Raw genomic sequence first — 12,580 nt, 5'->3', positions numbered from 1 at the left:
AATTAGCGAGTTGCTGATTTATTTTTAAAATGTTTCAACGACTCGCCAATTGTTTTAAGCTAAATTCTGTAATCTTTGACGCTGTAACCACAGACCTAAAACCAGACCTAAACTTAAAATTCCAGTGAAATAAAATAACCCAACAAAGCGAACAAAAAGAGGTGGCGCAATGCCTTCTACCTCAATATTTTTAGTCACTTGGAACGGTTGAAATTGTCTGTTTCCATCCATTTTAGGCGATACTTTAACTTCGATTTGATGAGGAGCCCCATCAAAAAACTGCTGTTGCCATGCGAGTAGTCCTTGATTATCTGGAATACCTTGATAAGCAAATGCTACCCAATTATTTTCAGAAGCAGTCGCTTTGATGTCAAAAACAGCATCAGTCACAGGTAAATTAGTTTGGCTATCGGTAAGTTTTACTTGTAATGAAGCCATTTGACCAACCGATGTATTGCTATCTCCAGTCAGTTCTAGTTTCATTCCTTGAGACTGAATCAAACCATTATCGGTTAAGGTTGTTTCTGCGGTCATTCCGTCCATTTGTGCTTGAGCCAATTCAGCACTAATATTAAAGAAAAACAAAACGACGATCGCACTCACCGTTACACCACTCAGAAGCATTCTAACTCGCCGGGGTGCTATCTCTCCATATTGCGACTTTTGATGATCGCCAATAACCCAACCACCGACAAACCCAATTGCTAACAATATGCCTAAAACAATGGGAAAATAACGCCATTTTAACGGATTTTCGGGAATAGTCAGCGTCAATGTTTGCTCAATTGGAGTAAACGCATTTTCAACAATAGGTGTAACGCTTGCTTGTAACTGATAGTTACCTCGAATTGGGAAAACCTGCTGTATCTGTAGTTCGCCCGTAGGTGCATCACCTGAAATATCTAATAGCTTGGTTCCTTCAACAATTGGAAAATCTGTAGTAAACCAAGGAGTGGGAGGAGGAGTCAGAATTTGCAATCTGTATCGAGCATTTTGTAAGGGTTTTCCTTTTGCATCTAAAGCTTGAAATCTCAACTGGACGGGGGATTCATACTTACCCGACCCTAGATATTCAGTCGCTTCCGCTTCTAATGGAATTACTTGAGAAAGGGGGGGATCAGTAACTAATTGTACAGAAGCTTGAGGCGATTGAGAAAAGCTAGTTACTGCATAACAAATAAAGCTAATGGTGCAAACAATACCCACCAGCATAGACCATCTAAATTTTGAAAAAATCATGAGAAATTCCGACCTGTGCTGAATTTAAATATTAATGACAACTTACGCCCAGAGTGTGGTGTCGCAGGGAGTGTACAGTATCATGCACTAGAGGATAGGTGCTAAAAAAAACTAACCAAAGAATTAATGACCATAGCGCAACGTAGAGTATTGCTTGTGCTGGAATTGATAAAACAAATCGTTCAGTTCTTTGCCAATGTAAAACTTGAATGGGCGTTCTCATTCTGTACCTCGCAGATGAAACAAATATAATAAAATTGATCGGCGGGCATTCTGGCTTTTGAGAATTTCTCTTTCACAGTTGCGGGACAGCATTGGACTTCCACCAAACTTTCCCCGTTACCTCTAGTTGATAATTTTCACTAGAACCGATTAATTAAGCTAATTGTATCACCATTAGTGGCTTTAACATATTTCCAAGCGAGAAATCCCCGTTCGAGCTTGCTCGCTCACGTGGGATGAAAGCGAGAGCAGGATATTTGACACTAACAGATTTCTGCTCTAAAATAATCTTATCACAGTAATTCAACATTGATAATGTACACAGGACACAAGTTTAGATTATATCCAACCAACGAACAAAAAGAAGCTTTAGACAATGCTTTTGGATGCTCTCGTTGGTATTGGAATTATAGCCTAGAATTATGTCAAAAGACATTTCAAGAAACAGGTAAAGGATTGACTCGAAATAAGATTCAATCTCTATTACCTAAACTTAAGAAAGAGCATGAATGGTTGAAGACAGATGTTTATTCCCAATGTTTACAAGTAGTCGCACTCAATCTATCTACTGCCTATAAAAACTTCTTTGAAAAACGCTCAGGATTTCCCAGATTTAAATCTAGGAAGGGAAAACAGTCGATCAGTTATCCTCAAAATACGAAGATAAAGCAAGACTGCATCCACTTCCCCAAGTTGGGAGATATTTATTGTCGTTTTACAAAAGAAGTTGAAGGAGAAGTCAAAATGATGACTATTTCTAAAACCCCTGAGCAAAAGTATTTTGTCTCGATAGGAGTGGATGATAAGTTGGATGCACCACATTTATCTTCAGACGGAAAAGCGATAGGCATCGATGTAGGGTTACTTGATTTTTGTGTTACTTCAGATGGAAGCAAATACAATAACCCTAAGCATTGGAATAAACATTACAAGAAACTCAAGAGAAGACAACAAAAGCTATCTAAAAAGGCTAAGGGTGCGGAAGGCACCTCGCCGCAAGCACTGGATTTTAAATCCAGTGAACAGCGAGGTTCTATCAACAGAAATAAAGCCCGATTAGCTGTCTCTAAAGTTCATGGAAAAATAGCTAGATGTCGTGAGGATTTTCTGCACAAGCTATCCCGTAAGATAGTAAACGAGAATCAAGTTATTGCAGTAGAAAATCTAAACATAAAAAGCATGGTCAAAAATCATAACCTAGCCAAAGCTATCAATGATGTTGGTTGGGGTATGTTCTGTACCATGCTCAAATACAAGTCAGAAAGAGAAGGAAAAGTTTATCTAGAAGTTGATAGATTTTTCCCATCTTCTAAGACTTGTAATAAATGTCTTCACGTAATAGATAAAATGCCATTAGATATCAGACAATGGCAATGCCCTAAATGTGAAATACAACACGACAGAGATGTAAATGCTGCCCGAAATATTCGGGATGAAGCCTTGCGGATATTAGCGGTGGGACGCATCGCTACAGCCTCTGGAGACAATGTAAGACGTGCGGTGGGTGACATTAGTTATCTAACGGATGCAATTGTCGGTGAATGAGGAATCCTCGCACGAAGTTTACGGAGTGCGTGGGAGTCGTCAATTATTGTTTCTATTGAATAAACGGAAGCAATATTCAAAATAATCTTTCAAATTATGCCATTTAGTCAATCCGAAACAAAAATATCTAGAAATATCATAAAATCTGGGTTTGGATATCCTCCCCCTACCTTTCTTAAAAATAACAATTATGCCATCAATATCTTAATAATTCTATATTCCAGACCCATAATCCTTTTCCTTCGGTGATGACGACATCTAAAGGATGGTAATTATTTGCTTTATAATGAGTTATTTTAAATATATTAATGATTTGGTCAAATAACTTAACATTACGTCAATATTTTAAGGATTGATTTTGCTTTTATGACGCATCGCATCGAAAAAGATAGTATGGGTGAGATCGAAGTGAAAAACGATCGCTACTGGGGCGCACAAACTCAACGTTCTTTGATTCATTTTGATATCGGTGATGATCTCATGCACCCAGAATTGATTCGCGCTTTTGGTATCCTAAAAAAAGCGGCAGCAATGGTGAATCAAGATTTAGGAAAACTCCCCACAGAACAAGCACAATTAATTATTAAAGTCGCGGATGAAGTAATAGAAGGAAAACTGCTGGAACATTTTCCCTTAAGAGTTTGGCAAACGGGAAGCGGTACACAAACTAACATGAATGTTAATGAGGTGATCGCTAATCGTGCGATAGAATTAGCGGGTGGAACAATGGGCAGTAAAAAACCGATCCATCCGAATGATCATGTTAATATGTCCCAGTCTTCTAATGATACTTTTCCGACGGCGATGCACATTGTCGCTGCGACAGAAATTGTTCATCGTCTCATTCCCAGTATTACTGAATTACGAGATTCTTTAGCCCAAAAAGCAGATGAGTTTCAAGATATTATTAAAATTGGTCGGACTCACCTGATGGATGCTGTACCTTTAACGTTGGGTCAAGAATTTTCAGGTTATGTTATCCAATTAGAGCAAAGTATTGAACGGATCAAAAATACTTTACCTTATATATATGAGTTAGCTTTGGGTGGAACCGCAGTCGGAACAGGTCTAAATACTCATCCCGAATTTGCTCAACGTTCAGCCGAAAAAATTGCCGAAATAACAGAACTTCCTTTTACTAGCGCACCGAATAAATTTGCCGCTTTAGCGAGTCATGATGCGATCGTAGCAGCAAGCGGCGCACTGAAAACCCTAGCTTGTTCCTTGATGAAAATTGCTAATGATATTCGTTGGTTAGGATCAGGGCCAAGATGTGGCTTAGGTGAACTGATTTTACCCGAAAATGAACCAGGTTCCTCGATTATGCCTGGAAAAGTCAACCCGACTCAGTGCGAAGCGATGACGATGGTTTGTGTACAGGTGATGGGTAATGATACCGCCATTACAGTAGCCGGTTCACAAGGAAATTTTGAATTGAATGTCTTTAAACCCGTCATGATTCATAATTTGTTACATTCAATTGATTTATTGACTGATGCCTGTCGTTCTTTTCGAGAACATTTAGTAATTGGTATTCAACCCAACCATCAACAGATTGAGCATTTTTTACAGAATTCCTTGATGCTAGTCACAGCCTTAAATCCTCGTCTTGGCTATGAAAAGGCGGCCCTAGTGGCAAAAAAAGCCCATACTGAGGGCAAAACTCTTAAGCAAGCTTGTTTAGAGTTAGATTTTTTAACCTCGGAAGAATTTGAGCAGTGGGTTAGACCCGAAAAAATGATTAATCCTTAGTCTTTTTGAAAAATTCTGTAATTAAGGTGAAAAATTTCTATTTCATGCTAAAATAATGAATAGAGAAATAAAGTCGGTGTCCAAGCTCGGTGTCAGTGTTAACTAGATTAAAGTATTTAAGATTTGGTATTCGTCAGCTTCCTTCCGAAATTTGCCTCTCTACATTTATATTGTCCAAACATTTCTGATTTAACAGGTACAAACGCATGTCTATTTTTATCGGTAATCTCTCCTATGAGGTAACCCAAGAAGATCTTTCTGATGTCTTCACCGAATATGGTAAAGTCCAGAGAGTTCATATTCCTACTGACCGCGAAACTGGCAAAAAAAGAGGCTTTGCTTTCGTAGAAATGGAAACCAAAGTACAAGAAGCTGCCGCGATCGAAGCCCTTGACGGTGCCGAATGGATGGGACGCGAAATAAAAGTCAACCAAGCCAGAGAGCGTGAAGACAGAGGCTCCTTTGGTGGTGGTGGTGGTGGCGGAAACAGACAAAGACGCTACTAAGTCTCAAAATATAATCTAAGATAATTATTTGTCTAATGTGGAGGGAAGCTGATAGGGCTTTCCTCTTCTGTTATGGTTAGATAAAATCAATCGGGCATCACTTTTTTTGATTAATTCTAGCCATTAGAAATAATCCATCACAAATTTTTGTTAGAACATAAATATAGGGGATAAGCCGTCCTCAGTACGGTTAAGACTTTAAATGTAAAGATTTACCCCAGATTAATGAACACATTTTCCTTTATTTTTGGATTGATTATAGGACTCTGTATCTGTTACTGGCAGCGCAACCGTATCGATAGCCAGTTACAACAACTGCTCAAAGGAGCACCCTACCCAGTTGATTTTTCCACGTCCTTACCATTACTGTCTTTAGTGCGGCGAGAAATGCACTATTTACATGACAAACAACAGCAACTAGAACAAGAACTATTTACCCAATTATCGATTTTAGAACAAGCTCCAATTGGATATTTAGAAGTTGATTTAGATAATCATCTATTAAAATGTAATCAACAAGCCAAAGAACTTTTAAAAATAGATCGATGGCAGATAGGACAAGTTCGATTATTGTTAGAGTTAGTGCGTTCCTATGAATTGGATCAATTAATTGAATTAACCCGTCAAACCCAACGATCGCAAGTTAAAGAATGGTTTTTTTATTCAAGTCAATATTATCTAAATGACGCTTCAGAAGCCACCAACAAAAATAAGAGCAATATTAATAAATCTACTGCTCTCAAAGCTTATAGCTATCCGCTTCCTGATGATAAAATATGTGTTTTTATTGAAAATCAACAACCTTTAGCCGAAATCTCACAATCACATGAGCGAGCCTTTTCTGATCTGACTCATGAACTTAGAACCCCATTAACCTCTATATCATTGGTTGCCGAAACTTTACAAAAACGCTTGCAAAATCCTGAAAAACATTGGGTTGAGCAAATGCTTAAAGAAATTAATCGTTTAATAAAATTAATTGAAAATTGTTTAGAATTTGGACAATTGCAAACCAATCCAGAACAATATCTAAACTATGAAATACTAAATATTAAAGAATTAATATTATCCGCTTGGCAAAATATCACGCCCATCGCACTAAGAAAAGAAATTAATTTAGATTATCAAGGATTAGACGATATTTTTCTTGAAGGAGATGCCGCCAGATTAACTCAAGTTTTCTTAAATTTATTCAATAATTGCATTAAATATAGTGCTGTTAAAGAAATGATTTTAGTAAAAGTGTCTCCCCTTCAAGAAATCAACGAACTTGAGGAAATTTCCATAGACGTTATTGACTCTGGGATCGGTTTTTCAGAAATAGATTTACCCTATATTTTTCAACGTCTCTATCGGGGTGATCTTTCAAGAACTCGACAGGGGGCGGATACCAGTTCATTAACTCAAGGAAGTGGGTTAGGACTTTCGATCGCTCAACAAATCATCAAAGCCCATCAAGGCTCAATTATTGCCAAAAATCACCCACAAACTGGCGGTGCTTGGATACAAATTATTCTTCCTTTGAAAAAACCCGCGAATTTGTCATAAAATCCTGACTTTTTGACGGATTAACTAAAAACATTTTGGCGTTCTTGATTATAAGCAAATGAAGTATATTTTAGCAGTAATGATCAACAGACTTCGGATTTACAAATTTAACAGATCTGTCCATCATGATTTTTTTGGTAAATTAGCATAAAATATCATTCTCAAGAAAGTTTTTTATTGTTATTACTAGAAGTAGAATAAAAAAAATAAGGCTATGTCCTGCTTGTAACGTGAATCTATCAGCTTATACCAATCGTCCCGAACGATCGCACTTTGAACGTTGTCTCAAACGCCTAGAACAAGATGTATTACGAATGGGCGCATTAGTTGAGGAATCCTTCCGTTTGAGTCATCGATCGCTATTTGAGCGAGATCTCGAAGCCGCCCGCAAAATAAAAATTCTTGATAAAGAAATCGATCGCTATTATCGTCAAATCGAGTCAGACTGTGCCACATTTATGACCCTACAAGCACCTGTCGCACAGGATCTCAGACTATTAAGTGCTTTCATGCAATTAGTTCGAGATTTAGAGCGTATAGGCGATTATGCCAAAGATTTAGCCGAAATTGCCATCAAACTTTTTTCTTATCCGACACATGATTGTATGAAAGAAATACTAGCCATGTCTGAACACGCTCAATTAATGTTAGCCAGCAGTTTAGTCGCCCTCACCGAATTAGATGGCGAAGCAGGAAGAAAAGTTAAAAAGCTAGATGACACCGTCGATGATGCTTATGACAGACTTTACGGGATTTTATCGCAACAACGGGATATAAAAGGAGTCGTCGAACCAATTTTATTAATGGGGCTAATTATTCGGCATTTAGAAAGAATGGCGGATCATGCGACAAATATTGCCCAAAGAGTCTCTTATATTGTGACAGGAATTAGAGGTTAACTTTAGCTAATTGCTGTTCACTGTTTACCTTTCATAGGTAAGATAGGTCTTGACGCGCATAAAAAAAGGTTGACCTTGACAGAAAATCTAACATCGATTCAAACAGGTTTACGCAGTGAACTACGGCAATTAGTCCGGAGTCAACTTAAACTATTGTTAGAACAAGGGAACCTAGAAGGAGCAAAATCGCTATTAATACCAGTTCTTCCCGTTGATATTGCCGAAGCGATCGAAGGACTGCCAGAATCAATGCAGGTGATCGCATTTCGTTTACTCTCCAAAGCAGAAGCGATCGAAGTTTATGAGCATTTAGATACAACCGTACAACAAGCTTTAATTCAACAATTTAAACAGCAAGAAGTCTTAGACATCGTAGATAAAATGTCACCCGATGATCGAGTCAGACTATTTGATGAACTTCCTGCTAAGATTGTGCGTCGCTTACTTTCGCAACTAAGTTCAGGAGAACGACAATCAACTGCCTTATTATTAGGTTATGAAGAGGGAACCGCCGGGCGTATTATGACACCAGAATACATCTCCCTCAAAGAAAATCTTACCCTTGCTGAAACCCTAAAACGAATCCGTAGTTTAGCCAACGCCTCAGAAGTCGTTTATTATTTATATGTTACCGATGCCTCTCGTCAGTTAACTGGAATTGTTTCTTTAAGAGATTTAGTCATTTGTGAACCAGAAACAACCCTAGGAGAAATCATGACGCGGGATGTTGTTTGTGTTCATACTGACACCGATGAAGTGGAAGTCGCCCGTATGATCCAACGTTATGATCTATTAGCCTTACCCGTTGTGGATCGGGAACAACGTCTTGTAGGAGTCGTCACAGTTGATGATATTTTGGATATCTTGCAACAGGAGGCAACAAAAGATATTTATGCGATCGGTGGTTTACAATCAGATGGAGATAACTACTTTCAAACAGATTTAATTACAGTCGTTCGTAAACGTGTCCTTTGGTTGTTAGTCTTGTTACTTACAAATACCGTAACAGGAACTATCATTAAAACACAAACGGGCATCATTGAAAAAATGGCCATCCTAACAGCTTTTATTCCTCTACTCACTGGAACTGGAGGAAATGTCGGCGCACAATCTTCAACAGTCGTAATTCGGGGTTTAAATACCGATGAAATTCGCACGATCGGTTCAGCAAAAATTATTTTTAGAGAAGGTTTAGCAGGTATTCTTCTCGGCGTTATTTTAGGAGCATTAGCCGCTTTTTGGGCTTATTTCTTACTCCACGCTAACATCGCAGTTGCTATATCAGTTGGTATTAGTTTAATCGGAATTGCTCTTTTAGCTGCCGTTGCGGGTTCAACATTACCCTTTTTGTTCCAATCACTAGGATTAGATCCAGCCTTAATGTCGGCTCCCTTTATTACCACTGCTGTTGATGTGTTAGGAGTACTCATCTATTTTACCATCGCCCGTATGATTCTCAATCTTTAAACAGCGATTATGTTACTAAATCAACTTCATTGGCTAGACGTTTTAGAATATGTGTCCTATGGCATGACGCTGATTAGTCTTTTAATTGCGCTGGTGACAAACTCTTTTATCTATCCGCTTCTGGGTTTAACTATTACCCTTGGACTTAATATTATTAACCGTTTACGCTCGGCTATGGCAAACGCGACTAATCGTAAAATGGTCGCAGGAATGGTCAAACAATTACAGCGTCAATGGCTCGAAGAAATTCAACCTCTAGCCATAAAGACAACTCAGGCAACTGACGGGACAACAAAAACCCTAACAGTAGTACAAGAAAATCTAAACACATTAGAACAATCTCTTAACGGTATTGTACAGTATCTCAATAATCATGCGCTACGAGAACGGGTTGAAAGAATTGAACGCTCATATCTCCAACTCAAAAAAGAGCTTATTAGTCTCTTGCCCGAAAATGCTAACCTGAACTTGAAAGAAATCGAACCACCTCCCACCGACTTACCAGCATCCTTATCACCAATACATCTGGTAGCTACTCCAAACCCCATATCTGAGCCACAGTGGAACTGTATTTATCAAATTCAAGGTCATTTAGATGCGATCGCCTCTTTAAGTATTAGTGGAGATAGTAAACTCTTAGCGAGTGCCAGTTGGGATCATACTCTTAAAGTTTGGGATCTGGGTACAGGTAATGCAATTAGTACCACAGAAGCCCATGAGCAAGCCGTATTAGCCGTTGTTTTTACCCAAAATGAAACCGGGTATCACCTCGCCTCTGGAAGCTTTGATCATACCGTTAAACTGTGGTCTTTAATCGATGATCATTTAACACTTGATTTGTTGCTCACGGCTCATACTGGATCAGTTCATGCTTTAGCCTTTGCCTCAATAACCTCTTTTTTACTTAGTGGGAGTTATGATCAATCTCTTAAACAATGGAACGTCAAAGGCGGTGAAATGGTGGCTAGTTCCTACGAAGCATTAGGGGCGATCTATGCCCTTGCCCTTGAGCCAAATGAACGATTTATCGCTAGTGCGGGTGGCGATGGCAGCGTCAACTTATGGCAAGTGGGAACAGGGGAAAAAATGGTCAGTCTAAGCGGGAATCTTTCTTCGGTGAAATCTCTTGCTATTAGTCCCGATGGACAGATTTTAAGCGTCGGGTGTGTTGATGGAAGTGTTAAAATCTGGCAACTTGATCTTGGTGAATGGCAGTCTAAAAAAATTACTCAACCGATCCGAACTTTTGTTGCTCATCAAGGACAAGTACAAGCGCTCTTGTTTAGTGAAAATGGCGAATTTTTAATTAGTAGTGGGGCTGATGGTTTTCTAAAAATCTGGCATCCAAGTCAAACACAAGCGATCGCTACTCTGAGTTTAAAGGATGAATCTTCTTCTCGTCTCCCCGCTATTTTATCTCTAGCCTTGAGTAAAGATGGTCAATATTTGGCAGCAGGAGGCGGTAACGGTATGATAAAAGTCTGGCAGAAAAGTTAATTACATTCATAGGGCTAAAGTAATGAGTCAAGTAAAAAATATTGTTGGGACAGGTATTCCTTTAAGAGGTGATGATATTGATACAGATCGAATTATTCCTGCTCGTTTTTTGCGCTGTGTGACCTTTGATGGACTTGGTGAACAGGTTTTCGCCGACGATCGGACTCAAATGAACTCTCAACATCCTTTTGATTTACCTCAGTATCAAGGGGCAAAAATTTTAGTAGTCAATGCAAACTTTGGCTGTGGTTCATCAAGAGAACACGCCCCCCAAGCGATAATTAGATGGGGAATACAAGGAATTATTGGTGAGAGTTTTGCTGAAATCTTTTTTGGTAATTGTATCGCTAATGGTGTGCCTTGTGTGACAGCAAATGCTCAAGATATTAAACAAATTCAAACCATTATTGAAGAAAATCCTCAAGCTTCTATAATGTTAGATTTAAAGAATTTGGAAGTGCATTGTGAGCAGTTTACTGCACCAATTTCTTTAAATGAAGGAGCGCGTCAAATGCTCATCGCTGGGAGTTGGGATTCTTGCGGACAATTGCTCCAAAATACAGCAGAAATTAAAACCAGTGCCGCTAAATTACCTTATTTACAATGGGGCGGTACTTTATTAAAAACTTAGTCGCTTTTAGGGACACTAATTATGTCAAATAAGCTTTTTATTAATCTTTTTAATGCCAAAAAAGAGAAAGTATTATGGTTTTTCTCTTTTTTATTAATGGGTCTAAGCATCGTCTATTTAATTAAAGGATTTTATCATCTTATTTTTGTTAATGATATCGAGTCGGCGAAAGATTTGTTAGCTAGATGGCTTGAACAACAGTATATTTACAGAGGGCAGTATCCTTATTATGCCAGACCTGGTACACCAAATGTTATTAAAGAATTAGGCCCTGTTCTTTCTGGAGGTTATCCCCCTTGGGCTTTTTTTACAGGTTTTATATTTTTTCCTAATTTTTCTTGGCCAGTAACACGCATTTATTTTGCATTTTTAAATGTTATATCGTTGATTGTTTTGGCAGTATTTTCTTACTCTATTACGGCACCAAAAAATAAAGCTCAAGCCTTTTTTTCAGTAGCGTCTAGTCTAGCAATTAGTACCGCTTGCACGACTTTAAAAGTTGGTCAATATGGATTAATTATTAATGCTCTTTTAATTGGTGCTTTTTGGTTATATCAAAATAAAAAATATATTTGGACTGGATTATTTTTAGGGTTAGCTTTGGCCAAACCGAATATATCTGCTTTCTATTTTTTGATATTTTTGGCGCGGCGACAATTTAAAGTCATTGTGATGTTTTTTAGCTTTATTATTGTCGAGATTTTTTTAATTTTGTTTATTACTCGTATGCAACCTGTTAATATTTTTAATAATTTTATACAACAACTTAATTACTTTGTTTTAAAAGGAACATCGTTATTAAATTTATTAAGTTTTAATCAAAATATTCCACCTAATTTATTAGTTTTTCTTTTGGGTGGTGTAAGTTTTATTAGTCTTTTAATGGTTTTTTATTTATTTCGCAACGTTTCCTTGCTGACCCTATTTGCTATATCCTGCTTGATCGCAAGGCTAGTGACTTATCATCGGACTTATGATGACGTTATGCTTGTATTTTTACTATTAGCTTTTTTAAAAATAACTTATAGAAATCCTCAGACCACAACAATTGTTATTTTTATTGTGCTTGGACTGAGTTTGTGGTTGCCCGCAGGAATGACTCCATTACTTTATCCTTATTGGACGATTTTTCAATTTATTATATGGGTGATAGCTTTAGTCTATCTTCTGATTGATGAAGTAAAGACAAATCAGAAAATTAATAATTTTTAATCGGTAATTTATTAAAAAGATAAGTATTTTTTTTGAACTGTACAATTGTATGCTTACTTAAC

11 protein-coding genes and 1 riboswitch are annotated in these 12,580 nt (G+C 37.8%); of the genes, 9 read left to right on the top strand and 2 right to left on the bottom strand.

Going from position 1 to position 12,580, the window contains the following annotated elements; translation table 11 throughout:
• Positions 1–54 precede the first annotated feature (54 nt).
• Together C7H19_RS08800 and C7H19_RS08795 are read right to left on the bottom strand one after the other, a co-directional pair.
• A complete protein-coding gene (locus tag C7H19_RS08800) occupies positions 55–1,239 on the bottom strand; it encodes a hypothetical protein (RefSeq protein ID WP_106456508.1) in 1,185 nt (394 codons plus the stop codon).
• A gap of 31 nt (positions 1,240–1,270) precedes the next feature.
• Positions 1,271–1,462, bottom strand: a complete 192-nt coding sequence (locus C7H19_RS08795; protein ID WP_106456507.1) for a CbtB domain-containing protein — start codon at positions 1,460–1,462, stop codon at positions 1,271–1,273.
• 23 nt (positions 1,463–1,485) lie between these two features.
• Positions 1,486–1,627: riboswitch (cobalamin riboswitch) on the bottom strand.
• A 149-nt stretch (positions 1,628–1,776) separates the two neighbouring features.
• On the opposite strand from C7H19_RS08795, the gene C7H19_RS08790 reads away from it, so the two are divergent.
• The 9 genes from C7H19_RS08790 (at position 1,777) to C7H19_RS08750 (ending at position 12,518) form a co-directional block, all read left to right on the top strand.
• Positions 1,777–3,006, top strand: coding sequence for an RNA-guided endonuclease InsQ/TnpB family protein (locus C7H19_RS08790; RefSeq protein ID WP_106456506.1), 1,230 nt, complete (start codon positions 1,777–1,779; stop codon positions 3,004–3,006).
• 366 nt (positions 3,007–3,372) lie between these two features.
• Entirely contained in the window at positions 3,373–4,758 is a 1,386-nt protein-coding gene (gene fumC / locus C7H19_RS08785) for a class II fumarate hydratase (RefSeq protein WP_106456505.1), read from the top strand.
• A 206-nt stretch (positions 4,759–4,964) separates the two neighbouring features.
• The gene (locus tag C7H19_RS08780; protein WP_106456504.1) at positions 4,965–5,264 is read left to right on the top strand and encodes an RNA recognition motif domain-containing protein; all 300 of its coding nucleotides are present in this window, start codon (positions 4,965–4,967) and stop codon (positions 5,262–5,264) included.
• A gap of 225 nt (positions 5,265–5,489) precedes the next feature.
• Complete coding sequence (locus C7H19_RS08775; RefSeq protein ID WP_106456503.1) at positions 5,490–6,812, top strand: PAS domain-containing sensor histidine kinase; 1,323 nt, start codon at positions 5,490–5,492, stop codon at positions 6,810–6,812.
• 230 nt (positions 6,813–7,042) lie between these two features.
• Entirely contained in the window at positions 7,043–7,711 is a 669-nt protein-coding gene (gene phoU / locus C7H19_RS08770; protein WP_106456502.1) for a phosphate signaling complex protein PhoU, read from the top strand.
• A gap of 75 nt (positions 7,712–7,786) precedes the next feature.
• Positions 7,787–9,178, top strand: coding sequence for a magnesium transporter (gene mgtE / locus C7H19_RS08765; protein ID WP_106456501.1), 1,392 nt, complete (start codon positions 7,787–7,789; stop codon positions 9,176–9,178).
• 9 nt (positions 9,179–9,187) lie between these two features.
• Positions 9,188–10,675, top strand: coding sequence for a WD40 repeat domain-containing protein (locus C7H19_RS08760; RefSeq protein WP_106456500.1), 1,488 nt, complete (start codon positions 9,188–9,190; stop codon positions 10,673–10,675).
• 22 nt (positions 10,676–10,697) lie between these two features.
• Positions 10,698–11,306: a 3-isopropylmalate dehydratase small subunit gene (gene leuD, locus C7H19_RS08755; RefSeq protein WP_106456499.1), complete on the top strand. Its 609-nt coding sequence runs from the start codon at positions 10,698–10,700 to the stop codon at positions 11,304–11,306.
• A 21-nt stretch (positions 11,307–11,327) separates the two neighbouring features.
• Positions 11,328–12,518, top strand: a complete 1,191-nt coding sequence (locus C7H19_RS08750) for a glycosyltransferase family 87 protein (protein WP_106456498.1) — start codon at positions 11,328–11,330, stop codon at positions 12,516–12,518.
• Positions 12,519–12,580: the final 62 nt, after the last annotated feature.

It is taken from the genome of Aphanothece hegewaldii CCALA 016, assembly GCF_003007785.1.
GTDB lineage: Bacteria > Cyanobacteriota > Cyanobacteriia > Cyanobacteriales > Microcystaceae > Chroococcus > Chroococcus hegewaldii.
The sequence above is the reverse complement of the archived record's forward strand: the minus strand, read 5'-3'. Positions and strand labels throughout refer to the sequence as shown.

Coding starts and splice junctions, on each gene's coding strand:
- C7H19_RS08750 (WP_106456498.1), top strand. CDS start 11,328: ATGTCAAATAAGCTTTTTATTAATCTTTTTAATGCCAAAAAAGAGAAA.
- C7H19_RS08795 (WP_106456507.1), bottom strand. CDS start 1,462: ATGAGAACGCCCATTCAAGTTTTACATTGGCAAAGAACTGAACGATTT.
- C7H19_RS08775 (WP_106456503.1), top strand. CDS start 5,490: ATGAACACATTTTCCTTTATTTTTGGATTGATTATAGGACTCTGTATC.
- C7H19_RS08760 (WP_106456500.1), top strand. CDS start 9,188: ATGTTACTAAATCAACTTCATTGGCTAGACGTTTTAGAATATGTGTCC.
- C7H19_RS08780 (WP_106456504.1), top strand. CDS start 4,965: ATGTCTATTTTTATCGGTAATCTCTCCTATGAGGTAACCCAAGAAGAT.
- fumC (WP_106456505.1), top strand. CDS start 3,373: ATGACGCATCGCATCGAAAAAGATAGTATGGGTGAGATCGAAGTGAAA.
- C7H19_RS08790 (WP_106456506.1), top strand. CDS start 1,777: ATGTACACAGGACACAAGTTTAGATTATATCCAACCAACGAACAAAAA.
- leuD (WP_106456499.1), top strand. CDS start 10,698: ATGAGTCAAGTAAAAAATATTGTTGGGACAGGTATTCCTTTAAGAGGT.
- C7H19_RS08800 (WP_106456508.1), bottom strand. CDS start 1,239: ATGATTTTTTCAAAATTTAGATGGTCTATGCTGGTGGGTATTGTTTGC.